Source organism: Streptomyces sp. NBC_00019 (genome assembly GCF_045041015.1).
In the GTDB taxonomy this organism is placed as follows: Bacteria; Actinomycetota; Actinomycetes; order Streptomycetales; family Streptomycetaceae; genus Streptomyces.
The window spans coordinates 1,272,121-1,298,327 of the sequence record NZ_CP108302.1 but is presented as its reverse complement, the minus strand read 5'-3'; the positions used below and the strand labels follow the sequence as shown (position 1 = coordinate 1,298,327).

Below are 26,207 nucleotides of genomic sequence, written 5' to 3'. Positions count from 1 at the left end.
CGTACGCCGCCCTCGCGTTGCCGTACGGCCGTCTCCCCACGCACCGGACCGTTCGCGCTTCCCATGCGCCCCGGTCCGGATCACGGATGACCGAGAAGGACACCAAGTGATCACTTCTGCCCTGTCGGCCGCGCGCGAGAACCACGACGCGGCGATGTCGATGGACGAGTCGATAACCGCCTGGGCGCTCGCCGCCCGCGGAGGTGACGCGGACGCGGTCGAGCACTTCGTACGCGCCCTGCACCTCGACGTGACGCGCTATGTCGCCCACCTCTGCGGCGACCCACAGGCCGCCGACGACCTCGCCCAGGACACGTTCCTGCGCGCGCTCGGCAGCCTGCACCGGTTCGAGGGCCGCTCCTCGGCCCGTGCCTGGCTGCTGTCCATCGCCCGCCGCGCGGTGGTCGACAGCTACCGGTACGCCTCCGCCCGGCCCCGCCTGTCCGACGTACCGGACTGGCAGTTGGCCGTCGAGAACGCGCAGCCGCGGGACCTGCCCGGCTTCGACGACGGCATCGTGGTGCTCGACCTGCTGGAGTCGCTGCCGGACGAACGCCGTGAGGCGTTCATCCTCACCCAGCTGGTGGGCCTGCCCTACGCGGAGGCGGCCGAGGTCAGCGACTGCCCCGTCGGCACGGTCCGCTCCCGCGTCGCCCGGGCCCGGTCGACCTTGATGGACCTGCTGGACGAGGCGGAGCGGCCTGCCCTGCAGGCGGCCTGAGCAAGGCGGGAGGGTGTCGGTGCGAGCGGCGAGCTCCGGCACCGACACCCGCGTCAGCGTCTGAAGCGTCAGGCGGCGACGGCGTACCCCGCCTCGACGATGGCCGCGCGCAGTTGCTTGTCGTCCAGGTCCGCGCCGTGCACCGTGACCGCGTTCGCGGCCGGGTCGACCACGACCTCGCTCACCCAGGCCACCTCGGAGACCTCCTCCCTGACGCTCGCCGCGCAGTGCTCGCAGGTCATGCCGGTGACGGTGTACTGCTTCTGGGCCATGCCGAACTCCTGGATGCCGTAAGGGTGTTGGCTGGCGTACGGACCCGCCGGGGCGGGCGTGCAAACCGACGCCGTCACCTCAGGAGTCGGTCCGGCGGAGCGCGCAGATCCGTGGGATGCGGCCTGATTTCCCGGCGACGGGTCGATCCCCAACGTCCGCCGACTCAAGGGGAATTCGTCCGAACGGCCGGGAACTCGAACCTCGCCTCGCCCGACTACTGGTTCGACAGCGCACCCCGACACGTCGATCCGGAGAGCCGCGTGACACCGGAGATAGAGGCAGCGTTCGCCGCGATCCGAGCCGAGTTCGGGGCGGAATCGATCGCTCGGGTCGAGCAGATGCTGGAACCGGGCGGAAGCGAACGGCATCCGCTGCAGAAGGGGGCCAAGTGGATCATGCCGGGTCTCTCGCCCACTCCGTGGCACGACCCCTACGCCTATGCCGAACTGGCCCCCGTCGTCCATGAGCTCGAAGCCAGTCACGGGGCGATCAAGAAGGAGCTGAATTCCGCATGGGATCGGCGGCGGAAGGATTTCTCGGACTACGAGCACTATCTGACCCGCCAGGAGAACTGGCAGGCCCTCTACCTCTTCCGCCGGGGAGACCTCGTCGAGCGGTCGGCCGTCACGGCTCCCACCGCTTATCGCCCGCCCCCGACTCGGCCTGGACGAGGCGGAGTTCGCCGAACTCGCCCGCACCTGCGGCGCGATCCTCCACAACGGCGCGACCGTGAGCATCATGCGCGAGTACGCCACCCTCCGCGCCGCCAACACCGAGTCCACCCGCACCCTGCTGCGCATGGCGGCCGTACGCGCGACGCCCCTGCACCTCGTGTCGACCCTCTCCGTGGCCCCGCCACTCACCCTCGTCCCCGAAGTCCCGGAGGCGTTCCTCCCGTCCCATCCCGGACTGCGCCACGGCTACCAGCAGTCCAAGTGGGCCGCCGAACGTCTGCTGGAGCAGGCCGCCGAACGGGGAATGCCGGTCACCGTGCACCGGCTCGGCCGCATCCTCGGCCCGGCCGCCACCGGGTACGTGAACGAGCGGGACTTCCTGTGGAGCGTGCTGCGCGCGGGGATCCCCGCAGGGATCGTCCCCGACCTGTTCGAGGAGGAGACCTGGACCCCGGTCGACCACGTCGCCCAGGCTCTCGTCCACCTCTGCCTCCGGCAGCGACCACCGGGAGCCACCGTCTTCAACCACGCCGCCACCGCCCCGGTGCGCCTGAGTGACGTCTACGACTGGCTGGAGGAGTACGGCTACGAGCTGCGGCGCCTGCCGTTGGCGCGGTGGCGTGCGGAGCTGCCGCCCACTTCCGACGCGGCACAGAGCATGCTCGCCTTCTTCGAGGCCGCGGACACGACGGCCGCCGTCGACGCGAGCGGACCCGACCTGCGTCTGGGACACGTCCGTGCCGACAACGTCGTCGCCGGCCTGCACGGCAGCGGGATCACCTGCCCGCCGGCCGACCGGGACCTTGTCTTCCGCCACCTCGACCACTGCGTCACCACCGGGGCGCTGCCCGCTCCGGCCGGGAAACGGGGCCCGCTCGCAACTCCCGTGAAGTAGTGGGGAATTCCCGGGAACTCACGGTGCCGGCCCCCCGACTACTGCAACAGAACCCGTCGCGTCACGAGCACCCCGCACCAAGGAGCCTGCATGCCGGAGAAACGGCCCGCCGCGATCGCCCTGGCCGGCGCCCTCTGTCTGGTCACCGCGGCCTGCGGCTCCTCGACGGACACCGCGGACGGCGACGCGGGCAAGGCGCCCGCGGCCGCCGCGAACTCCGGCTACCCGGTGACCCTGGAGAACTGCGGAGCCCCCGAGAGGTTCACCGAGGAACCCGGCCGCGTCGTCGTCATGAACGGCGCCTCGGTCGCCGAGGTCTCCACCCTGCTCGCCCTCGGCGTCGATGACCGCATCGTCGCCAACCAGCAGACCTACGGGATGTCCGAGGTCGCGGGCCGCGCCGACGCCATCAAGAAGCTGCCCACCGGTGACGTCAAGCTCAACGACGCCTACGACATCCCGCGCGAGGCGATGATCGGGCTCCGCCCGGACCTGGTGCTGTCGACGACGTCGTACGGCTTCGACGAGAAGAACGGCTTCGCCACCCGCGAGCAGCTGAAGCAGGTGGGCGCCCACACCTACGTCTCCCCGCAGGGCTGCGACCAGGACACCTCCGAGATGACCATCGCCGACAGCTACACACTGCTGCGCGACATGGGCAAGGTCTTCGGCAGGAGCGCCCAGGCCGAGAAGATCGTCGCCGCCTCCGAGAAGCACATCGAAGAGGTCTCCGCCAAGGTCGAGGGCGAAAAACAGCCCGAGGTCATGGTCCTGTTCTCCAACATGGCCATGGGCGGCAACGACTTCAGCTCGGTCGTCGCCAAGGGCATCTACAACGACATCCTCGCCAAGGCCGGCGGCTCCAACGCCTTCGAGAACGCCTCCGCGACCTCCTTCGCCGACCTCAGCAAGGAGAAGGTGGCCGCCACCGACGTCGACGCGCTCGTCGTCATCGGCTACAACGACCCGAACCCGGCGGCCTACGCCAAGAAACTGCTGAAGGAGTTCCCCCAGTGGCCGGCCGCGAAGAACAACAAGTACGTGGCTCTGTCGGACTCGATGTACCTCGGCCCGAGCAACGACCTGGCGGTGGAGGAGATCGCGAAGGTGCTGCACCCCGACAGGTTCTGAGCCGTCTGCGGTTGCCCCTGGGGGTCCTCGGGCTCCTCGTCGTCCTCGTCGCCGTGATGGTGGTGGCGGTCAGCATCGGCGCGGTGAACATCCCGGTGGGTGAGGTGTGGAGGATCCTCCTGCACCACCTCACCGGCCGCGGAGCCACCGGTGATCCGGCCCTCGACCAGATCGTGTGGACCTTCCGAGCCCCCCGCGTCGCCCTGGCCGCCCTGGTCGGCGCGGGCCTGGCCGTGGCCGGGGCGGTGCTGCAGACCCTGGTCTCCAACCCGCTCGCCGACCCGATCGTCCTCGGCTTCTCCTACGGCGCCTCCCTGGGGGCCGTACTGGTCATCACCCTCGGCGGTGTCGCGCTCGCCGGACTGGGCGGACTCGGCGTCTCGGGAGCGGCCTTCGTCGGTGCCCTGGCGGCCGGGGCACTGGTCTTCGCGCTGGGGCAGCGGCGGGGCCGGCTGGCGCCGACCCGGCTGGTCCTGGCCGGGGTCGCGGTCGGGTACGTCCTGCTGTCGGTCACCAGCTTCGTCCAGCTGATGGCGACCCCGACCGAGCTGCGTACGGTCATGTTCTGGATGCTCGGGAGCGTCGCCGGCGCCCAGTGGAGCCAACTGCCCACCGTCACCGTGGTGGTCCTCGCGAGCACCGTCCTGCTGGCCCTGTTCGGGCGTCGGCTCAACGCCCTGCTGGCCGGCGACGAGTCCGCGACCGCGCTCGGCGTCGACGTCAACCGGCTGCGGGCCGCCCTGCTGGTGATCAGCGCCCTGCTCACCAGCACCGTCATCGCCGTCGCGGGCGGCATCGGCTTCGTCGGCCTGATGATCCCCCACCTGGTCCGCATGACCGTGGGTGCCGACCACCGACGCCTGCTGCCCCTGACAGCACTCCTGGGCGCCAATTACCTGGTCCTCGTGGACCTGTTCTCCCGCACCCTCACCCGCCCCAACGAACTGCCGCTGGGCATCCTCACCGCCCTGCTCGGCGCCCCCTTCTTCCTGTGGCTGCTGCGCCGCAACAAGGGCCTGGACACCGTATGAAACTGACCGTGGACCAGCTCCACATCACCCTGGACCGCAAAGCGATCCTCCGCGCGGTGGATCTGGAGGCGGCCAAGGGGGACATCGTCGGGCTCGTGGGCCCCAACGGCAGCGGCAAGTCCACCCTGCTGCGCACCGTCTACCGCTCGCTGCGGCCGGCCGACGGAGTGGTCAGGGTGGGCGGCGACGACGTGTGGGAGCTGTCCGCGCGGACCGCCGCCCGCCGCACGGCGGCCGTCCTCCAGGACGCCGGCACCACGACCGGACTGAGCGTCACCGAGATCGTCGCCCTCGGCCGCACGCCCCACCACGGTCTGATGGGCCGGGACGGCGCCGACGACCGAGAAGCCGTGGCCGAGGCGGTCGCACGCTGCGGCGTCGGCCCCTTCGCGGACCGCGACTACGCCACCCTGTCCGGCGGCGAACGCCAGCGCGTCCTGCTGGCCCGCGCACTCGCCCAGCGACCCCGGCTCCTGGTCCTGGACGAACTCACCAACCACCTCGACATCCGCGCCCGCTTCGAGCTCCTGGACCTGATCCGCAGCACCGGCATCACCACCCTGGCGGTCCTGCACGACCTCGACCTGGCCGCCCGGCTCTGCGACCACATGGTCGTCCTCCACGAGGGCGCGGTGGTGGCGGCGGGGCCCGTCCTGGACGTCCTGACCCCGGACCTCCTGCGGGACGTCTTCGGCGTACGGGGCAGCACGGAACGCCACGCGGACGGCGTCGTCCGCATCACCTACGCCGCGCAGCCCCTCGCCCACGAGAAGCACACCGCACGACACCCGTGATCGTCTTCTGACTCCTCGGACGACAGCCGGACCCTCTCCTGCGGGTGCCCGACGTTCAGTTTCCCGAGACCAGCACCCGGGCCCGCGCCACGAACACATCGTGCAGATCCTGGACCGCGCGCGGCACCGGGTCCGCGCGGCGGCGCTGAAGCATCAGCAGGACCCGGGTCGAGTCGTCGGTGAGCGGGCGATGGGTGAGCGCACCGCCGCGCACCAGCGGATCGTCCACGACGCTGAAGTCCGGCAGCACCGTCACACCGAGCCCCTCCGCGACCATCAGCTTGCCCATCTCGGCGCCGTCGGTGGAGTACGAGAACGAGGGCGCCCTGCCGTCCAGCAGCCGGTGAACATAACGGTGCATGACATAGCCCGAGCGCATCGCGATCAGCGGCGTGTCCAGGAGGTCGGTCACCGACAGGGCGGTCCGTGAGGCCAGTGGACTGTCCGGGCGCAGGCACACCACGGGGCGGCCGCGCAGCAGCTCCGCGCTCTCCAGCCCACGCCGGTGCGTCGTCATGGTTCACGCGCCGAGATCGAAACCGCCCTCGGACAGCGCCCGGTGGATGTCGGTCTGCTGGGCGCCGACCACCTCGACCTGGGTCACCGGATGGGTGGCGCGGAACTCCCGCACCGCCGGGATCAGCAGCGGCACGGTCGCCGCGTTCACCGTCCCCACGCGCACCATCCGGCTGATGCGGTGCTGCTCGCCCGCCGCCGACCTCAGCCGGTCCACCGCGTCCAGCACATTGATGATGTGCGGCAGCAGCTCCCGGCCCTCCGCGCTCATCGTCGCGCCCGAGCGCTTGCGCTCCAGGAGGTCCACGCCCAGCTCGCGTTCCAGGTTCCGTACCGTCTCGCTCAACGCGGGCTGGGAAAAGCGCAGTTCCTCCGCGGCCCGGCGCAGGGAACCGAGCCGGGTCACCGCGGCGATGTATTCGAGCTGTTCGGTCCGCATGGCAGGAAGAATGCGGCCCATTTCCCGGTGCGTTCAAGGGTTTCCCTGTCCCACCTTCGTGAAATTCAATGGTCCGCGATACGAGACCGGTCGGGTTTACCTTGACGGCCCGGACCGGCGGCTGTCACGATCGAGAACATGATGATGCGACTGGACCTCACGCGGCGACGCCATGTCGACCTCGCGCGCGTCTCCAGCGCCTCCTGTTGCCCCGCGGCCTGATCACTCTCCCGAGATCCGCCGCGCTTTTCGCTCTCCCCGCCTGAATTCAACGCGTCCGCGTTCCCTTTGACGACCTCCTTGAATTCGGCGTGCTCGAAAACATTCCGCAACTGGAGTTCCGCATGCCCGCAGAGCCCGTGAAATTCGCCTACTGGGTCCCCAACGTCAGCGGGGGCCTCGTCACCAGCGAGATCGAGCAGCGCACCGACTGGGGCTACGACTACAACCGCGAACTCGCCGTCCTCGCCGAGAACAACGGATTCGACTACGCCCTCAGCCAGGTCCGCTACATGGCCAGCTACGGCGCCGAGTACCAGCACGAGTCGACCAGCTTCAGCCTCGCCCTCCTCCTCGCCACCCAGCGTCTGAAGGTCATCGCCGCCGTCCACCCCGGCGTGCTGGCCAAGCTCGGCGCCACCGCCGACCACCTCTCGAACGGCCGCTTCGCCGTGAACGTCGTGTCCGGCTGGTTCAAGGGCGAGTTCACCGCCCTCGGCGAGCTCTGGCTGGAGCATGACGAGCGCTACCGCCGCTCCGAGGAGTTCATCCGCGCCCTGCGCCAGATCTGGACCGAGGACCACACCGAACTCGCCGGTGACTTCTACCGGCTGCGCGACTTCTCCCTCAAGCCCAAGCCGCTCAACACGCCCGAGCGCCCGCACCCGGAGATCTTCCAGGGCGGCAACTCCAGCGCCGCACGGCAGATGGCCGGCCGGGTCTCCGACTGGTACTTCTCCAACGGCAAGGACTTCGACGGGGTCGTCGAGCAGATCGAGGACGTCCGCAAGTCCGCCGCCGAAGTCGGCCGCACCGCACCACAGTTCGGCCTCAACGGCTTCCTCATCGCCCGTGACACGGAGGCCGAGGCCCGCGACACCCTCGGGGAGATCGTCGCCAAGGCGCCCCATCACCTCACCTTTGTGGGCCCCAACTCCACGGCGCCGTCGCCCAGTTGCTGCACGCCGCCATCGACGCCGGGATCGCCGGGGGAGCGCTGGCGGAGGCGGCGGAGTTCGTACGGACGAAGAGCAGGCCGTGGTTCGAGAGCGGCCTCGAAACGGCTGCCGAGGACCCGCTGCTGATCCAGCGGTTCGGCGAACTCGCCCTCCAGGTACGGGCGGCGGAAGCGCTGCTGCGGGAAGCCGCGCGTGCCGTGGAGGCGGCCCGGGCCGACCTCACCGACGACTCCGCCGCCGAGGCGTCCATCGCGGTCGCCGCCGCCAAGGTGCAGGCCGCGAACGCCGCCGTGGACGTGGCGAGCGCCCTCTTCGAGGTGTCCGGCACCCGATCGGCCCTCAACTCCCTCAATCTGCACCGGCATTGGCGCGACGCCCGCACGCACACCCTGCACGATCCGACCCGCTGGAAGATCCAGCACATCGGCCGGTACGTGCTCAACGGCACCAGGCCGCCCCGCCACGGTCTGCTCTGACCCCGAAGATCCCGAAGCCTTGATCGGAGACCCCCACGTGTCCCTCACCTTCCACTGGTTCCTCCCCACCAACGGGGACAGCCGACATGTCGTCGGCGGCGGCCACGGCACCCCGGCGACCGTCTCCGGGCGTGACCGGCCGCCGACGGTGGCCTATCTGAGCCAGATCGCCCGTGCCGCCGAGGATCTCGGTTTCGTCGGCGCGCTCACGCCGACCGGCGCCTGGTGCGAGGACGCGTGGCTGACCACCGCCATGGTCAGCCAGCACACCGAGCGGCTGAAGTTCCTGGTCGCCTTCCGCCCCGGTTTCGTCTCACCGACCCTCGCCGCGCAGATGGCCTCCACCTTCCAGCGGCAGAGCGGCGGACGGCTCCTGCTCAACGTCGTCACCGGCGGCGAGAGCCATGAGCAGCGGGCCTACGGCGACTTCCTCGACAAGGACGACCGCTACCGCCGTACCGGCGAATTCCTCGAAGTCGTACGCGGGTTGTGGGAGGGCAAGACGGTCGACCTGAAGGGCGATCACCTCCAGGTCGAGGACGCCAAGCTCGCCCGGGTGCCCGACCCGGTCCCCGAGGTGTACTTCGGCGGCTCCTCGCCGATCGCCGGCGAGGTCGCCGCGCAGCACGTCGACGTGTACCTGACCTGGGGCGAACCCCCGGCGGCGGTCGCCGGGAAGATCGCCTGGGTCCGGGGGCTGGCGGCGAAGCACGGCCGCACCCTGCGCTTCGGCATCCGGCTGCACGTCATCACCCGCGACACCTCCGAGCAGGCATGGGCCGAGGCGAACCGGCTCCTGGAGGGCTTCGACCCGGACACCGTGAAGTCGGTCCAGGCCGGACTCGCCCGCAGCGAGTCCGAGGGACAGCAGCGGATGCTCGCCCTGCACAGCGGAGGCACCGGCGACGGACTGGAGATCCACCCCAACCTCTGGGCCGGCATCGGCCTGGTCCGCGGCGGCGCGGGCACCGCCCTGGTCGGCAGCCACGACGAGGTCGCCGAGCGGATCAAGGAGTACCACGCCCTCGGCATCGACGAGTTCGTCCTCTCCGGCTATCCGCACCTGGAGGAGGCGTACTGGTTCGGCGAGGGCGTCCTGCCGCGGCTCGCCGCCCAGGGGCTGTGGCGGCACCCGTTCGAGAAGGCGGCCGCTCCCTCCGCGCAGGTACCGTTCGCGAGCTAGCGGCTGCCGCTGACCTCGCCACCGAAGAAGACCTGCACCTCCCCAATGAGCCCGTCCCGGACGGTGATCGCCTCGACATTGCGGTACCGGCCGCCGGTCGTGAGCTCGTACTCGTAGTGCACGAGTACGAGCTCCCCGTCGGCGGGGACGACGTGCAGCAGCCGCTGCTCCGCGAACCGGTCCGCGGTCGGGAAACACCGCTCGAAGAAGGCCGCCCTGTCGATGTGGTCGTCCCGCGGACTGGTGAAGGTGAAGTCCTCGGCGTAGAGCGCGAAGGCGGCCTCGCGATCCTGTGATCGGTAGTGGCGAAACGCCGCTTCGACGATGTCGGTCGGACTGTTGCTCATGCGGACCCCCAGAGTTCCGTCAGCGCGTCGAGATGCGCCCTTCGCACCACCGACGTCTGCCCCTGCACCAGCAGGAACAGTCCCTCCCGGGCCAGCCGCTGGGCAGGATGGCGTACGTCCATGGTGCGGCCGCCCCCGGCCACGACCGCGGCGGTCGTGGCCGCACGCATCAGGTCGTACGACCGGGTCTTGAGCGCCAGGCGCTCCTCGACGCGCTCGTGCGCGACGGGGTGATCGGCCAGCGCGTACGCCTGTCGCCGCACCTCGTCGACCTGCCCGCGCAGCTCACGGGCCGTCTCCGACTCCCCGGCGTCCTCCAGCACACGCAGCGCGGCATAGGCCACCCCGAAGACCGCCGGGGACGTGTTGGTGCTCCGGGGCAGGTCGAGGAGGGCGAACTTCTCCTGCGGAGTGCGCAGCACCACGCTCTCCTCGGGCAGCCACAGACCGTCCAGCTCCAGGGAGACCGTACGGGCGGCCGTGAGCGCCGCCAGCCGCATCGGCTCCGAGGCACGCACACCCGGCCGCTCGCGCGCGTTGGCGAAGGCGAACACGATCTCGTCGGAGTCGGTCACGCCCGCGAGCAGCATCACGTCGTTCAGACCCCAGCCCGTGTACCAGGGCACGGCCCCGTCGAACCGCCAGCCGCCCCGCTCGACCGTCGCGCGCACGGGGACCCGGGGGAACGCGCGGACATGGGCGTACGCGATCCCGGCCAGCAACTCGCCGGACGCCAAGGGACGCAACAGGCGTTCGCGGACAGGGAGTTCGGACTTGGCGAGCATCCGCACCGGAGTGTGGTGCTGGGTCTGCACGAACCAGGTCGAGCAGCACGCCCCGGCCAGGATCTCCTGGATCTCCCGCGCCACCGAGTCGGGGGCGCCCGCCCCGCCGTACTCCGTCGGCGCGCTCACCCCGAGCAGCCCCGACTGCCTGATCTCCGCGACATGACTCACGGGCACCTCCGCCAGGTCGACCCGCGCCGCCTGCGGGGCGAGGAGACGGTCGGCGAGCTCCTGGGTGCGGACGACGAGCGGGTGCGATGCCATGGTCATGGAAAAGATTCTCCCGATGTCGTCGTGCGCGGTGTCGATCCGGGGGTGAGCCGTTCGTGTAGGAGCTGAGAGAACGACACCGCACCAAGGAGGACGTCATGCAGTACTACCTGCTCAGCGTGATCACCCCGACCGACGGAACGCCGCCCGGACCCGAGGCCATGGCGGAGATCGTCCGCAACCTCGACACCTTCCACGAGGAACTGCGCGAGGCCGGCGCCTGGGTATTCGCCGGCGGACTGCACGGCCCCGACACGGCCACCGTGCTGCGCCCCAGGGACGGCGACATCCTGATCACCGACGGACCGTACGCCGAGGGCAAGGAGTACCTGGGCGGCATCTGTCTCATCAAGGCCCCCGACCTGGACGCGGCCCTGGAATGGGGCAGGAAGGCGACCCGGGCCACCACCCTGCCCATCGAGGTGCGCCCGTTCATGCACCAGGCCGAGGACTGATGCCGGCGCCCGTCGACATCGAGGCGGTCTTCCGCGCCGAGTACGGCCGGGCCGTCGCCGTCCTCGTCCGCTTCCTCGGCGACATCGACCTCGCCGAGGAAGCGGTCCAGGACGCCTTCACCACGGCTGTGCAGCGCTGGCCGGAGACCGGAGTGCCGCCGAGCCCGGCCGGCTGGATCATCACCACCGCCCGCAACCGAGCGATCGACCGGCTGCGCCGCGAGGCCAAACGGGACGGCCGACACGCCGAGGCGACCCTCCTGCACACCCCCGACGCGCCGCCCGAGGAGGGCCCCGTGCGCGACGAACGCCTCCGTCTGATCTTCACCTGCTGCCATCCCGCCCTCGCGCCGCAGGCCCGGGTCGCCCTGACCCTGCGCCTGCTCGGTGGGCTCACCACGCCCCAGATCGCCCGCGCCTTCCTCGTCCCCGAGCCGACCATGGCCCAGCGCCTGGTCCGCGCCAAGGCGAAGATCCGCGACGCCCGGATCCCGTATCGCGTGCCCCGCGACGCCGACCTACCGGACCGGCTGCGAGGGGTCCTCGCCGTCGTCTACCTGATCTTCAACGAGGGCTCGGCCGGCCTGTGCGCGGAAGCGCTCCGCCTCGGCCGTCTGCTGACCGACCTGATGCCGGACGAGCCCGAGGCCACGGGCCTGCTCGCCCTGATGCTCCTCGTCGAGTCCCGCAGGGCGGCACGGGAGGACGGCGAGGGCGTGCTCGTGCCGCTGCCCGAGCAGGACCGCGGGCGCTGGGACCGCGAGCTCGTCACCGAGGGGCAGGATCTGGTACGCCGGTGTCTGCGCCGCAACCAGCCCGGTCCGTACCAGATCCAGGCCGCCATCCAGGCCGTCCACAGCGACGGGCCGCCGACGGACTGGACGCAGGTCCTCCAGCTGTACGACCAGCTGACGGCCCTGGCTCCCAGCCCGGTCGTGGCACTGAACCGGGCGGTCGCCGTGGCCGAGGTCGAGGGACCGCGCCCGGCCCTCGACCTCGTGGACACCCTCGACCTCGACGGCTACCACGTCTTCCACGCGGTCCGCGCCGACCTGCTGCGCCGCCTCGGCCGGGACACGGAGGCGGTGCGGGCCTACGAGGCCGCCGTCGCCCTGGCCGAGAACCCGGCGGAACGCGCCTGGCTCGAACGCCGCCTCACACGCTGAGCGCCTCCCGCACCGCGAGCTCCGACTCCTTGCCGCCCTCGCCGAAGGACGTGACGCGCCCGGCCTCCAGGACGTAGTACTTCTGCGCCGCCCGCATCGCGAAGCCGACGTGCTGCTCGACCAGCAGCACCGAGAGCCCGCCCCGGGCGGCCAGCGCGAGGATCGTCTCCTCGATCTCGGCCACCACCGACGGCTGGATGCCCTCGGTCGGCTCGTCCAGCAGAAGGATCCGAGGCTCCGTCACCAGGGCGCGGGCGATGGCGAGTTGCTGCCGCTGACCGCCGGAGAGCAGTCCCGCACGCCGACCGGACAGCGTCCGCAGCGCGGGGAACAGGTCCAGCGCCTCGGCGATCGCCTCCTTGCCGCGTCTGCGGCCGTCCGCGACGAGCTGGAGGTTCTCCGCGGTGGTCAGGTGCGGGAACGACTGCTGCCCCTGCGGGACGTACGCCATCCCGCGCGCGACCCGCTCGTGCGGCCTGCGACGGGTGATGTCCTCGCCGTCGAGGCGGATCGTCCCGCTGCTCGGGGTGAGCAGGCCGACGGCGGCGCGCAGCAGCGTGCTCTTGCCGGCGCCGTTGTGCCCGAGCACCGCGGCCACGCCGTCCTTCGGTACCTCGATCGACACCCCGTGCAGGACCGTGCTGCGGTGGTAGCCGACGCGGACGTCCTCGATCTGCAACATCACGCCTCCAGTACGACGGCAGGGACGTCCTCGGTCACCGCGTGCCCGAGGTACACCTCCTGCACCTTCGGGTCCGCCTGCACCTGGGCCACCGTGCCCTCGCTGAGCACCTTGCCGGCGTGCAGCACGCTGACGCTGCGCGCGAAGGAGCGCATGAAGTCCATGTCGTGCTCGATGACGACGACGGTGCGCTCCTCGCTGATGCGCTGCAACAGCTCGCCGGTGGCCTGCCGTTCGTCGTGGCTCATACCGGCCACCGGCTCGTCGAGGAGCAGCAGCTTCACGTCCTGCACGAGCAGCATGCCGATCTCCAGCCACTGCTTCTGGCCGTGGGCGAGGGTTCCGGCGGGGGAGTCGGCGAGGTCCGTGAGCCCGACGGTCTCCAGCGCCTTCGCGACGGGCTCCGGGATGTCCTTGCGGCGCCGCAGCATGGTCCACATGCTCCGGCCCGCGCCCGCCGCGATGTCCAGGTTCTGAAGGACCGTCAACTCCTCGAAGACGGTGGCCGTCTGGAAGGTCCGCCCGATCCCGGACCGCGCGATCCGGTGCACGGCCCGCCCCAACAGTTCCCGGTCGTCGAACCGCACCGAGCCCTCCGCCTTCACCAGACCGGTGACCGCGTCGACGAGGGTCGTCTTGCCCGCGCCGTTCGGCCCGATGAGGAAGCGCAGATCACCCGGGCTGACGTCGAGGTCGACGCCGTCGACGGCGGTGAACCCGTCGAAGGACACCCGCAGTCCGCGTATCTCCAGCTCGCTCATGCTGCCTCTCCCACGGGAATGGCGGTCGGCTTCTTCTCGGTGGTCGCCTTGCGCCCCCGTACGAGGACCACCAGCGAGGCGAGTCCGCCCGGGAGGAAGGCCAGCGCCACGATGAACAGCAGCCCCTGGAAGTAGGTCCAGGCCGCCGGGAACTCCTCCGACAGGGCGGTCTTGGCCCACGCGACCGCGACCGCGCCCAGGACCGCACCCACCAGGCTGGCCCGGCCGCCCACCGCCGCGCCGATCACGAACTCGATGGACGGCACGATGCCGATCAGCGCCGGCGAGATGATGCCGACCGCCGGCACGAACAGCGCCCCCGCAAGGCCCGCCATACCGGCGGCGACGACGTACGCGACGAGCTTGACGTTCGCCGGGTCGTACCCCAGGAAGCGCACCCGCTCCTCGGAGTCCCGTACGGCGACGAGGAGTTCGCCGTACCGGCTGTTGATGAGCTGGCGGGCGATCACGATCAGGAGCAGCAGGGCCGCGGCGATGACGAAGTACACCATCCGCTGGTTGACCGGGTCGTCGAGGCTGTAGCCGAAGAAGCCCTGGATGTCGGTGAGCCCGTTGGTGCCGCCGGTGGTGGCCTGCTGGCCGATCAGCCAGATGGCCAGCGCCGCGGCGAGGGCCTGGCTGAGGATCGCGAAGTAGGCGCCCTTGACCCGGCGCCGGAAGATGAACAGACCGAGCAGCGCGGCGACGGCCATCGGGAGCAGCACGGTCGCCGCGAGGGCGAACAGCGGGTTCTCGAACGGCTTCCACCACCAGGGGAGTTCGGTGGCCGTGCCGTACAGCTGCATGAAGTCGGGCAGGTTGCCCGGCCCGGCATCGGCGATCTTCAGATGCATCGCCATGGCGTAGCCGCCGAGCCCGAAGAACACCCCCTGTCCGAGCGTCAGCAGCCCGCCGCGGCCCCAGGCCAGACAGACGCCGACCGCGACCATGGCCGTGCACAGGTACTTGGCGAGCAGCCCGAGCCGGAAGTCGGACAGCGCGAGCGGAGCGACGGCGAAGAGCAGGACGGCGGCCCCGGCGAAACCCGCCCACACCCGTGCCGAGCGGCCTGTCAGGAGGTTCATACGAGACTCCTCGTACGCAGCGTGTACAGCCCCTGGGGCCGCCACTGGAGGAACGCGACGATGGCGACGAGCACCAGCACCTTGGCGACGCTGACGGTCGTGGAGTACTCCAGGACCGACTGGAGCACGCCCAGCACGAAGGCGACGATGACCGTGCCCTTGAGCTGCCCGATGCCGCCGACCACGATCACCAGGAAGGCGTCGATGATGACGTTGGTGCCCATCGTCGGCCCGATCGGACCGACCAGCGTCAGCGCCACCCCGGCCACGCCCGCGAGCCCGGAGCCGATGAAGAAGGCCGTACGGTCCACGGTCGAGGTCGAGATGCCGGACACCTCGGCCAGGTCCCGGTTCTGCACCACGGCCCTGATCCGGCGTCCCAGCGAGGTCAGCCGCAGCGTCAGCGAGAGCGCGACCACGGCCGCCACGGCCAGTCCCAGAATGAACAGGCGGCTGTTGGCGAAGGTGAGCGGGTCGTCGCCGCCGATGACGGTGATGTTCCCGGTGAGGACGTCCGGCGCGCGGGTCTGGACATTGGGTGCGCCGAAAATGTCCCGGGCGAGCTGCTGGAGCATCAGCGAGACGCCCCAGGTGACGAGAAGAGTGTCAAGTGGCCGCAGATACAGGCGCCGTATCAACAGCCATTCCAGCAACGCGCCCAGTGCGCCCGAGACGAGAAATGCGATGGGAAGTGCGACCAGCAGCGAAATTCCCGCGCTGGAAATGGACTTCTGCAGGACGTATGTCGTGTAGGCGCCCGCCATGATGAACTCGCCGTGGGCCATGTTGATGACGTTCATCTGGCCGAAGGTGAGCGAGAGGCCGAGCGCGATGAGGAGCAGGACGGCACCGATGCTGATGCCGGTGAAGGTCTGACCGAGGATCACGGTCATACGGCGGCTCCGTAGAGGCGTGAGGAGAGGCGTAAGACGGGCGGCGGCCCCGCGTGGCGAGGCCGCCGTGTGACGGTCGGTCAGGACAGGTCGGAGGCCCAGGAGTAGCCCTTGAGGAACGGGTCCGGCTTGATGGGCTTGCCGGAGTTCCAGACCTCCTTGATCTGGCCGTCGGTGCCGATCTCGCCGATCCGGGCGGTCTTGTAGACGTGCTGCGAGGCGCCGTCGACGGTGACCTTGCCCTCGGGGGCGTCGAAGGTGATGCCGTCGGAGGCGGCCTTCACCTTCTCCGGGTCGAAGGACTTCGCCTTCTCGACCATCGCCTTCCACAGGTAGACCGAGGTGTACGCGGCCTCCATCGGGTCACTGGTCGGCTTGTCCTGGCCGTACTTGGCCTTGTACGCCTTCACGAACTTCGCGTTCGCCGCGCCCGCGGTGGTCTGGTAGTAGTTCCAGGCCGTCAACTGGCCCGCCAGGTACTGCGTTCCGATCGACTTGACCTCCTCCTCGGCGATCGACACCGAGACGACCGGCATGGCCTTGGCGGTGAGCCCCGCGGACTTGTACTCCTTGAAGAAGGCCACGTTGGAGTCGCCGTTGAGGGTGTTGAAGACGGCGTCCGCCTTCGACGCCTTCACCTTGTTGGCGATCGTGGAGAACTCCGTGGAGCCCAGCGGCGCGTAGTCCTCACCGGCGATCGTCATCCCGTTGGCCTTGGCGTACGCCTTGATCTCCTTGTTGGCGGTACGCGGGAAGACGTAGTCGCTGCCGACCAGGTAGATCTTCTTCAGGCCCTTGCTCTTGAGGTAGTCGAGGCCCGGGACGATCTGCTGGTTGGTGGTCGCGCCCGTGTAGAAGATGTACGGGGACTCCTCGAGCCCCTCGTACTGCACCGGGTAGAAGAGCAGCGACTTGTTCTTCTCGAAGACCGGTTTGACGGCCTTGCGGCTGGCGGAGGTCCAGCAGCCGAAGGTGGCCGCGACCCCGTCCTCCTTGATGAGTTTCTGCGCCTTCTCGGCGAACGTCGGCCAGTCGGAGGCGCCGTCCTCGCTGATGGGCTTGATCTGCTTGCCGAGCACCCCGCCGGAGGCATTGATCTCGTCGATCGCCAGCTTCAGCGAGTCGCGTACGGTCACCTCGCTGATCGCCATGGTGCCGGAGAGCGAGTTGAGCAGACCGACCTTGACCGTGTCACCGCTGACGTCGATCTTCGCGGCCTTGTCGGACGACGAGCCGGCCGCGTCGGTCTTCGCGCCGCACGCGGAGAGGGCCACCACCGCGGTGAGCGCGGCGCCGCCGGCCAGGAAACGTCGGCGGAGAATACGGGAACTGCTGGAACCGCTGGAACCGCTGGACAAACCAACCCCCTCGGGTGACTGCCTGCTGAAGTGCGGTCCACAGACTCAAGTCCCCCTGTTTCCGGGGTGTTTCGCTTGACTTTCCCGGAGGCAACAAAAAACGCCCCTGGCGGCATGTGATCTGCATTCAGAAACTGAAATCACAATTCGCCCGAGGCATTCTAATTACTTTCTGTGGGAAGTATCTTGGCGGTGCCGGGTACCTGTCAAGAGCGGGAACCGTGAAGATCGAGCTCCGTGAGGACGTCGAAGTCCAGCCCGTCGGCGCGCGCCAGGTAGATCCGCTGGCGCACATGCCGGCCCCGCAGATGCATGAGCCCGCGCGGTCCCTCGTAGGACACCGTCCCGGCCGCCGCCCCGATCGCCGTGACGTCCAGCGTCCCGGCCTGCCTGAGCAGCGCGGCGAGCAACAGCACGCCCTCGTAACAGGATTCGCCGAGACTGCCCAGCGCGGGCGCCTCGACGCCGTAGCGTCCGGCGTACTGCCCGTGGAAGTCGAGGGTGTCCTGGTTGGCGAGCGAGGCGAAGAAGCCGGCGGTGCTGTAGAGGTCCTCGGTGGCCGAAGGGCCGCTCGCCATCAGCATGTTCTCGTCCATGAGCGTGCTGAGCCGCAGACAGCGCGCGGGCAGCCCGTAGGCGGCGAACGCCCGGTTGAAGCGCACCGCGTCGCTGCCCACCAGCAGCATCAGCACCGCGTCCGCTTCCGACCGCTCGATGCGCCGCAGCACCGGCTCGAAGTCATGGGTGCCCAGCGGGAGATAGACCTCCCCGTCCACGATCCCACCGGACTCGCGCGCATACCCGTGCGCCGCCCGTGCCGTACGCCGCGGCCACACATAGTCGTTGCCGACCACGAACCACCGGCGCACCCCGCGCTCATGTGCCAACAGTCCCATCGCGGGCCGGAGTTGGTCGCGCGGCGTCTCGCTCGTCAGGAACACCCCGGCGGTGTGCTCGCCGCCCTCGTACAGGGCGGTGTAGACGTACGGCACCCGATGGGCGATCCTCGGCGCCAGCGCCTGCCGCACCGAGGAGATGTGCCAGCCCGTGACGCCCTGCACGACCCCCAGGTCCACCAGTGCCTCGACATGGTCGGCGATCTCCCGCGGCGAACCGCCGCCGTCCACGGGCAGCAGCCGCAGCTCCCGCCCCAGCACCCCGCCCGCCCGGTTGACCTCCTCGGCCGCCAACTGCGCGCACAGCTCGCAGGTCGGCCCGAAGATCCCCGCCGGCCCCTGCATCGGGACCACGAGGGCCACGCCGAGCACGGAGGCGTCGGCCGTGAACCACTCGGGTGCGGGAGGATCGTGCCGGAACATGGCGTCATGATTTCGGGTCCGCCCGGTGAACTCCAGCCTGTCTCATACGATGTACGCACCCCGTGACCTAGGAGCGCGATGCCCACCTCATCTCCGCGTCAGCCCCGTGACCTGGTGCAGCTCCTGACGCGGGCCGAGCGACTGGCCGCGCGCCGCCTCCAGACGGTCCTGGACAGGGAGGGCTGCTCGCTCGACGCCTGGCGGGTGCTCGGCCTGCTCTGTGACGGGCAGGGGCACCACATGACGGCGATAGCCGAGGCTGCGTTCCTGCCGCCGCCGACGCTGACCAAGCTCATCGACCAGCTCGTCGACCAGAACCTCGTCCACCGCCGTGTCGACCCGCTGGACCGGCGCCGCATCCTCGCCCACCTCACCCCGCGCGGCCAGGAATACTGGCGCCGCGTCGACCGCGCCGTCCGTGCCGACTGGCCCGCCCTCGGGGACAGCGACGAGGAGCTCCTGCGCGAACTGCTCGACCGGCTGGCGGGCACGCTGGACAGCTCCACCCGAGTGTGATCGCGGCGTAGCGGAAAGTTACCTACGTGGTGAGGGAATGTATCTGGGTGGAGAAAAGGTTGGTAATTACATCCAACCGTTCGAGGCCGTGCCCAGCGGCCCTCGCAGCATCAGCGAGGCATCGTGAACCAGCCCACCCCCGAGCAGCCCGCCGACATCGTGGCCCGGCTGCGCGCCACCTTCCGCACCGGCCGCACCAAGCCCCTCGCATGGCGCACCACGCAGCTGCGCCGACTGCGCGAGATGCTCACCGAGCACGGCACCGACCTGGCCGACGCCCTCCACGCCGATCTGGGCAAGAGCTCCACCGAGGCCTACCGCACCGAGATCGACTTCGTGATCCGCGAGATCGACCACACCCTCGACCACCTCGAGGACTGGCTGCGCGTCGAGTCCGCCCCGGTCCCCGCGCACCTCGGCGCCGACGCCACCGCCTGGACGCAGTACGACCCGCTCGGCGTCGTCCTCGTCATCGCCCCCTGGAACTACCCGGCCCAGCTCCTGCTCGCCCCCGTGGTCGGCGCCCTGGCATCCGGCAACGCGGTCGTGGTCAAGCCGAGCGAGATGGCCCCGGCCACCTCCGCCGTACTGGCTCGGCTCCTGCCGGCGTTCCTCGACACCGAGGCCTTCGCGGTCGTCGAGGGCGGCATCCCGGAGACCACGGCCCTGCTGGCCGAGCGCTTCGACCACATCTTCTACACCGGCAACGGCACAGTCGGCCGTATCGTCATGCGCGCCGCCGCCGAACACCTCACCCCGGTCACCCTCGAACTCGGCGGCAAGTCCCCGGCTTTCGTCGATCGGGACGCCGACCTCTCCGTCGTCGCCGACCGACTGGCCCGCGGCAAGTTCCTCAACGCGGGGCAGACCTGCGTCGCCCCCGACTACGTCCTCACCGACCCGGAGACCGCCGCCGCCCTAGAGCCCCTGTTCCGCAAGGCGGTCGAGGCCGTCTACGGCAGCGACGCCTCGGCCTCCGGCGAGTACGGCCGGATCGTCAACGAACGGCACTTCGACCGGCTGAGCGGGCTGCTCGACTCGGGCCGAGTCGTCGTGGGCGGCGCGAGCGACCGTACGACGAAGTACATCGCGCCCACCGTCCTCGCCGACGTCGACCCCGCCTCGCCCGTCATGCAGGAGGAGATCTTCGGCCCGATCCTCCCGATCGTCACCGTGCCGGACCTCGACGGGGCGATCGACTTCATCAACGACCGCGACAAGCCCCTCGCCCTGTACGTCTTCACCGCCTCGCAGGACACCCGGGACCGGCTCGCCGCCGAGACGTCCTCCGGCGGCCTCGGCTACGGCCTGCCGCTGGCCCACCTCACCGTCTCCGACCTGCCGTTCGGCGGGGTGGGGGCGAGCGGCATGGGCAACTACCACGGGCGGTACTCCATCGAGACGTTCAGCCACCGCAAGGCGGTGCTGGACAAGCCGCTGGTCTGAGGCGCGCTGTGCTGAACTGAGACCATGCGTACGCGTGTTGTGGGAGTGGACGTCGGGTCGGTGGCCCTGGGCCGATTCGCCTGGGCTGCCGTCGGCGTACCCTCTCCGACCCTCGCGGCTCAGGGGAGCGATCCGGAGTCGGCGGTCCTGGCGCTGGCCGAGGGCCTGGCGTCCGGAGGCCGTGCCGCGCTCGTGCTGGAGGCGCCGATGGCCGTACCGGTCCCGGCCGGGTGGCAGGAGCTGGGCCGGCTTCGTCGACCACATCCTCAACAAGAGCCCCGAAGTGGTACGCGTCTACCTCCCGCCGGACGCCAACACCCTGCTCTCCGTCGCCGACCACGCACTGCGCAGCCGCGACTACGTCAATGTGATCGTCGCCGGCAAACAGCCCTGCTACGACTGGCTGTCGATGGAGCAGGCCAAGGCGCACTGCGCCCGCGGCGCCGGCATCTGGGAGTGGGCCGGCACGGGGAACGGCGACTGCGAACCGGACGTGGTCCTGGCGGCCGCCGGCGACGTCCCGACCCAGGAGGTGCTGGCCGCCGCCGGCGACGTCCCGACCCAGGAGGTGCTGGCCGCCGCCCAGTTGCTCCGCCGCCACCTGCCACGGCTCGCCGTACGCGTCGTCAACGTCGTCGACATCGCACGGCTCATGCCGGGCGACGAACACCCGCACGGGATGAGCGACTTCGAGTACGACGGCCTGTTCACCACCGACCGGCCGGTGATCTTCGCCTACCACGGCTACCCCTGGCTCATCCACCGTCTGGCCTACCGCCGCGACGGCCACCCGCATCTCCATGTCCGCGGATACAAGGAGATCGGCACCACGACCACGCCCTTCGACATGGTCGTCCGCAACGACCTCGACCGCTACCGCCTGGTCATGGACGTCATCGACCGCGTCCCCGGTCTCGCCGTGCGCGCCGCTCCGGTACGACAGCAGATGGAGGATGCCCGACTGCGCCACCACGCATGGATCCGCGAACACGGCACGGATCTGCCGGAGGTGGCGGACTGGACCTGGGGCGGATGATTCATATGTCCGTCAAGGGACCACGTCCCTCGGCGGTCTCTGTGTGACACTCCGCTGATGACCTCCGAAACGATCACCGCGGAGACCGCGGGCACCTGGAAACTGGGCGACCTGACCGTCAACCGCCTCGGCCTCGGCGCGATGCGGCTGACGGGCAGCGCCGCCTTCCACCACGGGACGCCGAGCGACCGGCAACGCTCGATCGCCGTACTGCACAAGGCGATCGAGCTCGGCGTCGACCACATCGACACGGCGGCCTTCTACTTCTCGTCCCTGCGCTCCGCCAACGAACTGATCAACACCGCCCTGGCCCCTTACCCCGACGACCTGGTCATCGCCGTCAAGGTCGGCCCCTTCCGCGACTACACGGGGGAGTGGGGCACCTCGGCCCGCCCCGAGGACCTCCGCGGCCATGTCGAGGAGAACCTGCGCCAGCTGGGCCGGGACCACCTGGACCTGGTGTACCTGCGCCGCATGCGACAGGACTCGATCGCCGAGCACTTCGGCGCCCTGGCCGAACTGCGCGAGGCGGGTCTCATCCGCCACCTGGGCATCTCCGGGGTGAAACCCCGCCACCTCGCCGAGGCACAGGCCATCGCCCCCGTGGTGAGCGTCCAGAACCGCTACGCCCTGGACCACCCCGACGAACTCCTGCGCATCTGCGGCGAACAGGGCATCGCCTACGTCCCGTTCTACGCGGTGGCCGGCACGGCGGGCGAAAAGGGCGCGACCACGAACCACGACGACGAGGTCCTCGCCGTCGCCCAGGCGCACGGTGCGAGCCCCGCGCAGATCCGTATCGCCTGGACGCTGCACCAGGGCCCGCACGTGCTGGCCATTCCCGGTACCGGAAACCCCGACCACCTCGTCGACAACGTGGCGGCCGGCGCGATCCGGCTGACCGACGACGAGCTGAACCGCCTCAACCCGTCGCACACCAAGGCAGGTTGATCAGGCGACGTCACCGATCACGGGATAGTGGTCGGACAGGTTGGTATAGGTGTAGTCGGTTCCCCAGCTCGTCACCGTCCAGGGCTCCGACTCCTCCTCCACGACCTCGTTGTGCCACCCCGACGGACGGGCGTGCCCCGCGCGGTGCAGGACGTAGTCCAGATCCTCGCGCGGGTCGTCCGGGTAGCGGTCACGGGCGATCGAGTTCTCCGCCGTGTCGAACGAGTACGGATGCCCGGTGCGCGCGTCCGCACCCACCAGGCCCCCGTCGGCGAGCATCGAGTCGTACTCCGCGGTGCGCGAGTCGACGTTCATGTCCCCGGCGACCAGGACCTGCTCACTCGCCGGGATGTTCTTGGCGTCCAGGAACGCGTCGATGGCCTTGAACTGCCGACCGCGCATCGCGGCCGCCTCACCGGCGTCACAGCCCGGGTCGGTCGACTGCGCGTGGGTCCCGACGACGTGCACGCGCGCGCCGTTCACGTCCAACACCACATACGCGAAACCCTTGTTGGACCACCAGTCCGCCCCGCACGCGTCCTTGTACACATACTGCTCCTTGCGCAGCACCGGCCACTTGCTGAGCACCGTGACCCCGCCGTCCTCGGGCGTCGTCGCCGAGTAGGCCCCGCCCGTGGCGTCCCAGCCGGTCCTGCTCCGCCCCACCACCGGCGTCTGGTACGGGTACTCGCTCGCCGCGGCGCTCTTCAGCGCGTCCGATGAGGAGTTGTCGAACGCCTCCTGGAGCACCACGACGTCGTTGCCGTGGAAGAAGGATGTCTTCGCGATCTCCGCGGCACGGTGGTCCTGCCCCCAGTTCGGATACAGGGTCTTGCTGAAAAGGAAGGCGTTGTACGTCACCACCCGCACGGGCGGCGCCTGATCGGCGGCCGTGGCGGTGGGAGCGGCGGTGGCCGCGAGGGCGAGCGCGAGGACGGTCGCGCCCAGGGTGCGGCGCGGTGCGAGAGGCGTCACTGGGTCTCCCTGAGGGTGAAGGGGGTTGAGTGGCGCCGCACATCAAACCACCGGAAATTACTCCCAGGTAACACCCGTGCGGGGATCGGCTGACGGGAACCCGTCAGCTGTGGTCATCCCGTGCTTTGCGGAAGGAATCTTCAGCGCCCGCAGCGGCCCTAGACGACCCATTCGCCGTCCCGCATGATGTGCCGTTTCGGCAGCTCCCGTACCTCGTGCCACGCCTGCACCGCGTACGGCCGCACCTCGAAGAAGGCGTACGACGGGCTGTCCTCCCGCGGGTCCCAGCCGTGCTTGGCGAGGAACGCGGCCGCAGCCGCGGGCGGCACCTCCTGGAGGGTGTACGTCTCCACGGAGCCGTCCACCAGAACCACGTCCCGGGTGTCCGCGAACGCCAGCCGCGCCCGGCGGCCGTCCCGCAGATTGCGGCCGGTCGGGTTCGTCAGGCGCGTCGCCAGCCATACGGACTCGGCGTGCCAGGCGAACCAGAGCGGGACCATGCACGGCAGCCCGTCGTCGTCCGCCGAGGCCACCCAGATGTCGCTCTCCCGGTCGAGTCGGGCCAGGACGTGTCGCTTGCGCTCTTCGGCGTCGCGCGGAGGCTTGTCGATCTTCATGACCGGGACGGTAGTGAACCGGCGGGCGACCCGCCTCGGTCCAGGGGCCCGCTCCGGCTCGGGCGTGCGTCCTAGGTCCGGGCGGGACGGACACCGGCGGTCCGAGTGCGACTGGCGTCCACGACGTTTTACGTATAACCTCTTCCGCTAACCCCGCCCTCCGAAAGGCCCCGATGAGACGCGTCGCCCTGGTCACCCTCGTCGTCGACGACTACGACGAGGCGATCCGCTTCTACACCGAGGCCCTCGGCTTCCGGCTCGCCGAGGACGTCCCGCGCCCCGACGGCTCCCGCTGGGTGGTCGTGGAGCCGGGGTCCGGACAGGGCGGCGGTACGGGCCTTCTTCTCGCCCGCGCCAAGAGCGAGGCCCAGCGCGGCCGGGTCGGCGACCAGACCGGCGGACGTGTCGGCTTCTTCCTGCACACCGACGACTTCGCCGGCGACCACGCCCGGATGACCGCCGCCGGCGTGACCTTCCTGGAGGAGCCGCGCCACGAGGCCTACGGTTCGGTCGCCGTCTTCCAGGACCTGTACGGCAACCGCTGGGACCTGCTCCAGCCCGCCGACTGAGGACCGCAACGCACCTGTCGCACCGCCCCGCATCTGTCGCACCGCACCGCCCCGCCCCGCACTGCCAAGGAAAGATCCACCATGACTGCTACGCGCGTAGACCTCGACGCCATCCGCCGGCTGCCCAAGGCCGTGCTGCACGACCACCTCGACGGCGGCCTGCGCCCCGCCACCGTGGTGGAGCTCGCGGACGCGGTCGGCCACACCCTGCCCACCACCGACCCGGACGAGCTGGCCGCCTGGTACTACGACGCCGCGAACTCCGGCGACCTGGTGCGTTACATAGCCACCTTCGAGCACACCCTCGCCGTGATGCAGACCCGCGAGGGCCTGCTGCGCACCGCCGAGGAGTACGTCCTCGACCTGGCTGCGGACGGTGTCGTGTACGGCGAGGTGCGCTACGCCCCCGAGCTGAACACCCAGGGCGGGCTCGCCATGAGCGAGGTCGTGGAGACCGTCCAGGAGGGGCTCGCGGCCGGCATGGCCAAGGCGGCCGCGGCCGGTACCCCGGTCCGGGTCGGCACCCTGCTGTGCGGCATGCGGATGTTCGACCGCGTCCGCGAGGCCGCCGACCTGGCCGTCGCCTTCCGCGACGCGGGCGTCGTCGGCTTCGACATCGCCGGCGCCGAGGACGGCTTCCCGCCCGCCGACCACCTCGCCGCCTTCGATCACCTGCGCCGCGAGAGCGTCCCGTTCACCATCCACGCCGGCGAGGCCCACGGTCTGCCCAGCATCCACCAGGCCCTCCAGGTCTGCGGCGCCCAGCGCATCGGCCACGGCGTCCGTATCACCGAGGACATCGTGGACGGCAAGCTCGGCCGTCTCGCGGGCTGGGTGCGCGACCGTCGTATCGCCCTGGAGATGTGCCCCACCTCCAACCTCCAGACCGGTGCCGCCACCTCGATCGCCGAGCACCCGATCACGGCCCTGAAGGACCTCGGCTTCCGCGTCACCCTCAACACCGACAACCGTCTGGTGTCCGGCACGACGATGACCCGCGAGATGTCCCTGCTGGTCGAGGAGGCGGGCTGGACGGTCGAGGACCTGCGCACGGTCACGGTGAACGCCCTCAAGAGCGCGTTCATCCCCTTCGACGAGCGCAAGGCCCTCATCGAGGACGTCGTCCTGCCGGGCTACGCGCTCTGACGCAGCCCCCGGAGGTAGGCGGCCTGTCCGACGTGCTCCAGATCGTCGGACAGGACGCTGACCAGCCGGACGCCCAGAGTGACCGGCGGATCCCAGTTGTCGTCCACGACGCGTTCCAGGTCCTTGGCGGCCAGCTCACGCAGGACGTCGAGGCTCTGCGCGTGGACGGCGTCGTAGTACCCGGTCAGCAGCTCCGCCGAGTCGACCCGAACCTTGGCCACCTTCGCGGCGCTGTGGCCGTACCCGGTGTCGCGGGCCGGCAGATCGAGGGCGAAGCGTTTCTCCCAGTCCTGGGTCAGCCAGACCTGGTCGAGCCCGAAGGCGTCGGCCATGTGGTCGTCCTGGACGCGGGTGAGATGCCAGATCAGCCAGGAGATGGAGTTGGCGCCGGGTGCGGGCTGGTGGTTGAGGTCGTCGGGGCCGAGGCCTTCGACGGCGGCATGGACTTCTTCTTGGATGCGGCTGTAGCCGTCGATGAGGATGTCCTTCGCATGCATACGTCCACCATCGCGCACCCGG

28 protein-coding genes and 2 pseudogenes are annotated in these 26,207 nt (G+C 70.2%); 17 read left to right on the top strand and 13 right to left on the bottom strand.

What is annotated here, in order from left to right; genetic code table 11:
- Window positions 1-106: 106 nt before the first annotated feature.
- Window positions 107-721, top strand: coding sequence for a sigma-70 family RNA polymerase sigma factor (locus tag OHU89_RS06420; RefSeq protein WP_405640709.1), 615 nt, complete (start codon window positions 107-109; stop codon window positions 719-721).
- Window positions 722-789: 68 nt separating this feature from the next.
- Here OHU89_RS06420 and OHU89_RS06415 read toward each other — a convergent pair whose 3' ends face one another.
- Window positions 790-993, bottom strand: a complete 204-nt coding sequence (locus tag OHU89_RS06415) for a heavy-metal-associated domain-containing protein (RefSeq protein ID WP_405640706.1) — start codon at window positions 991-993, stop codon at window positions 790-792.
- Between the two features lie 643 nt (window positions 994-1,636).
- Between OHU89_RS06415 and OHU89_RS06410 the strand changes: the two genes are divergently transcribed.
- The 4 genes from OHU89_RS06410 (at window position 1,637) to OHU89_RS06395 (ending at window position 5,519) form a co-directional block, all read left to right on the top strand.
- Window positions 1,637-2,563: a thioester reductase domain-containing protein gene (locus OHU89_RS06410; protein WP_405654348.1), complete on the top strand. Its 927-nt coding sequence runs from the start codon at window positions 1,637-1,639 to the stop codon at window positions 2,561-2,563.
- 90 nt (window positions 2,564-2,653) lie between these two features.
- The gene (locus OHU89_RS06405) at window positions 2,654-3,694 is read left to right on the top strand and encodes an ABC transporter substrate-binding protein (RefSeq protein WP_405640703.1); all 1,041 of its coding nucleotides are present in this window, start codon (window positions 2,654-2,656) and stop codon (window positions 3,692-3,694) included.
- A gap of 56 nt (window positions 3,695-3,750) precedes the next feature.
- Window positions 3,751-4,725, top strand: coding sequence for a FecCD family ABC transporter permease (locus OHU89_RS06400; RefSeq protein ID WP_405654347.1), 975 nt, complete (start codon window positions 3,751-3,753; stop codon window positions 4,723-4,725).
- Entirely contained in the window at window positions 4,722-5,519 is a 798-nt protein-coding gene (locus tag OHU89_RS06395; RefSeq protein WP_405640701.1) for an ABC transporter ATP-binding protein, read from the top strand. Before OHU89_RS06400 ends, OHU89_RS06395 begins: the two co-directional genes overlap by 4 nt.
- Window positions 5,520-5,574: 55 nt before the next feature.
- Here the strand turns inward: OHU89_RS06395 and OHU89_RS06390 are convergent.
- Window positions 5,575-6,474, bottom strand: a pseudogene (locus OHU89_RS06390) (LysR family transcriptional regulator).
- 138 nt (window positions 6,475-6,612) lie between these two features.
- On the opposite strand from OHU89_RS06390, the gene OHU89_RS06385 reads away from it, so the two are divergent.
- The 4 genes from OHU89_RS06385 (at window position 6,613) to OHU89_RS06370 (ending at window position 9,311) form a co-directional block, all read left to right on the top strand.
- Window positions 6,613-6,696 (top strand): putative leader peptide, encoded by an 84-nt coding sequence (locus tag OHU89_RS06385; RefSeq protein ID WP_350955400.1) that lies wholly within the window; start codon window positions 6,613-6,615, stop codon window positions 6,694-6,696.
- 122 nt (window positions 6,697-6,818) lie between these two features.
- The gene (gene sfnG, locus OHU89_RS06380) at window positions 6,819-7,778 is read left to right on the top strand and encodes a dimethylsulfone monooxygenase SfnG (RefSeq protein ID WP_405640698.1); all 960 of its coding nucleotides are present in this window, start codon (window positions 6,819-6,821) and stop codon (window positions 7,776-7,778) included.
- Window positions 7,664-8,128 (top strand): acyl-CoA dehydrogenase family protein, encoded by a 465-nt coding sequence (locus tag OHU89_RS06375; protein ID WP_405654344.1) that lies wholly within the window; start codon window positions 7,664-7,666, stop codon window positions 8,126-8,128. Before sfnG ends, OHU89_RS06375 begins: the two co-directional genes overlap by 115 nt.
- A 37-nt stretch (window positions 8,129-8,165) precedes the next feature.
- Window positions 8,166-9,311 (top strand): LLM class flavin-dependent oxidoreductase, encoded by a 1,146-nt coding sequence (locus OHU89_RS06370; RefSeq protein WP_405640695.1) that lies wholly within the window; start codon window positions 8,166-8,168, stop codon window positions 9,309-9,311.
- Here OHU89_RS06370 and OHU89_RS06365 read toward each other — a convergent pair.
- On the bottom strand, window positions 9,308-9,658 hold the full coding sequence (locus tag OHU89_RS06365; protein WP_266896738.1) for a nuclear transport factor 2 family protein: 351 nt from the start codon (window positions 9,656-9,658) through the stop codon (window positions 9,308-9,310). The genes OHU89_RS06370 and OHU89_RS06365 overlap by 4 nt on opposite strands.
- Entirely contained in the window at window positions 9,655-10,713 is a 1,059-nt protein-coding gene (locus tag OHU89_RS06360; RefSeq protein ID WP_405640689.1) for an acyl-CoA dehydrogenase family protein, read from the bottom strand. The genes OHU89_RS06365 and OHU89_RS06360 overlap by 4 nt, the downstream gene beginning before the upstream one ends.
- Window positions 10,714-10,811: 98 nt before the next feature.
- On the opposite strand from OHU89_RS06360, the gene OHU89_RS06355 reads away from it, so the two are divergent.
- Both OHU89_RS06355 and OHU89_RS06350 read left to right on the top strand, forming a co-directional pair.
- The gene (locus OHU89_RS06355) at window positions 10,812-11,168 is read left to right on the top strand and encodes a YciI family protein (RefSeq protein ID WP_405640686.1); all 357 of its coding nucleotides are present in this window, start codon (window positions 10,812-10,814) and stop codon (window positions 11,166-11,168) included.
- Complete coding sequence (locus tag OHU89_RS06350) at window positions 11,168-12,334, top strand: RNA polymerase sigma factor (protein WP_405640684.1); 1,167 nt, start codon at window positions 11,168-11,170, stop codon at window positions 12,332-12,334. Before OHU89_RS06355 ends, OHU89_RS06350 begins: the two co-directional genes overlap by 1 nt.
- Here the strand turns inward: OHU89_RS06350 and urtE are convergent.
- From urtE to OHU89_RS06320, 6 genes are all read right to left on the bottom strand, one after another.
- Window positions 12,324-13,016 carry an urea ABC transporter ATP-binding subunit UrtE gene (gene urtE, locus OHU89_RS06345; RefSeq protein WP_266896747.1) on the bottom strand — a complete coding sequence of 231 codons (693 nt, stop codon included), beginning with the start codon at window positions 13,014-13,016 and terminating at the stop codon, window positions 12,324-12,326. The genes OHU89_RS06350 and urtE overlap by 11 nt on opposite strands.
- Window positions 13,016-13,777, bottom strand: a complete 762-nt coding sequence (gene urtD, locus OHU89_RS06340; protein WP_405640681.1) for an urea ABC transporter ATP-binding protein UrtD — start codon at window positions 13,775-13,777, stop codon at window positions 13,016-13,018. Before urtD ends, urtE begins: the two co-directional genes overlap by 1 nt.
- A complete protein-coding gene (gene urtC, locus OHU89_RS06335; RefSeq protein ID WP_405640678.1) occupies window positions 13,774-14,862 on the bottom strand; it encodes an urea ABC transporter permease subunit UrtC in 1,089 nt (362 codons plus the stop codon). Before urtC ends, urtD begins: the two co-directional genes overlap by 4 nt.
- A complete protein-coding gene (gene urtB / locus OHU89_RS06330; protein ID WP_405640675.1) occupies window positions 14,859-15,755 on the bottom strand; it encodes an urea ABC transporter permease subunit UrtB in 897 nt (298 codons plus the stop codon). Before urtB ends, urtC begins: the two co-directional genes overlap by 4 nt.
- Before the next feature lie 80 nt (window positions 15,756-15,835).
- On the bottom strand, window positions 15,836-17,077 hold the full coding sequence (urtA, locus tag OHU89_RS06325) for an urea ABC transporter substrate-binding protein (protein WP_405654342.1): 1,242 nt from the start codon (window positions 17,075-17,077) through the stop codon (window positions 15,836-15,838).
- A 242-nt stretch (window positions 17,078-17,319) separates the two neighbouring features.
- Window positions 17,320-18,432, bottom strand: coding sequence for a substrate-binding domain-containing protein (locus OHU89_RS06320; RefSeq protein ID WP_266896755.1), 1,113 nt, complete (start codon window positions 18,430-18,432; stop codon window positions 17,320-17,322).
- Between the two features lie 78 nt (window positions 18,433-18,510).
- On the opposite strand from OHU89_RS06320, the gene OHU89_RS06315 reads away from it, so the two are divergent.
- The 4 genes and pseudogenes from OHU89_RS06315 to OHU89_RS06300 all read left to right on the top strand — a co-directional run bounded on the left by OHU89_RS06315 (window position 18,511) and on the right by OHU89_RS06300 (window position 22,381).
- Window positions 18,511-18,948: a MarR family winged helix-turn-helix transcriptional regulator gene (locus tag OHU89_RS06315; protein ID WP_405640672.1), complete on the top strand. Its 438-nt coding sequence runs from the start codon at window positions 18,511-18,513 to the stop codon at window positions 18,946-18,948.
- 123 nt (window positions 18,949-19,071) lie between these two features.
- A complete protein-coding gene (locus OHU89_RS06310) occupies window positions 19,072-20,394 on the top strand; it encodes an aldehyde dehydrogenase family protein (RefSeq protein ID WP_405640669.1) in 1,323 nt (440 codons plus the stop codon).
- A 244-nt stretch (window positions 20,395-20,638) separates the two neighbouring features.
- Window positions 20,639-21,430: pseudogene (locus OHU89_RS06305) on the top strand (phosphoketolase); the annotation flags it as partial.
- Window positions 21,431-21,487: 57 nt separating this feature from the next.
- A complete protein-coding gene (locus OHU89_RS06300) occupies window positions 21,488-22,381 on the top strand; it encodes an aldo/keto reductase (RefSeq protein ID WP_405640666.1) in 894 nt (297 codons plus the stop codon).
- Here OHU89_RS06300 and sph read toward each other — a convergent pair whose 3' ends face one another.
- Complete coding sequence (sph, locus tag OHU89_RS06295) at window positions 22,382-23,356, bottom strand: sphingomyelin phosphodiesterase (RefSeq protein ID WP_405640664.1); 975 nt, start codon at window positions 23,354-23,356, stop codon at window positions 22,382-22,384.
- Window positions 23,357-23,514: 158 nt separating this feature from the next.
- A complete protein-coding gene (locus OHU89_RS06290; RefSeq protein WP_405640661.1) occupies window positions 23,515-23,973 on the bottom strand; it encodes a pyridoxamine 5'-phosphate oxidase family protein in 459 nt (152 codons plus the stop codon).
- A 173-nt stretch (window positions 23,974-24,146) separates the two neighbouring features.
- On the opposite strand from OHU89_RS06290, the gene OHU89_RS06285 reads away from it, so the two are divergent.
- Together OHU89_RS06285 and OHU89_RS06280 are read left to right on the top strand one after the other, a co-directional pair.
- Window positions 24,147-24,542, top strand: coding sequence for a VOC family protein (locus tag OHU89_RS06285; RefSeq protein ID WP_405640658.1), 396 nt, complete (start codon window positions 24,147-24,149; stop codon window positions 24,540-24,542).
- An 81-nt stretch (window positions 24,543-24,623) separates the two neighbouring features.
- Entirely contained in the window at window positions 24,624-25,688 is a 1,065-nt protein-coding gene (locus tag OHU89_RS06280) for an adenosine deaminase (RefSeq protein ID WP_405640656.1), read from the top strand.
- Here the strand turns inward: OHU89_RS06280 and OHU89_RS06275 are convergent.
- On the bottom strand, window positions 25,676-26,185 hold the full coding sequence (locus OHU89_RS06275) for a mycothiol transferase (RefSeq protein ID WP_365395928.1): 510 nt from the start codon (window positions 26,183-26,185) through the stop codon (window positions 25,676-25,678). The genes OHU89_RS06280 and OHU89_RS06275 overlap by 13 nt on opposite strands.
- Between the last annotated feature and the right edge of the window lie 22 nt (window positions 26,186-26,207).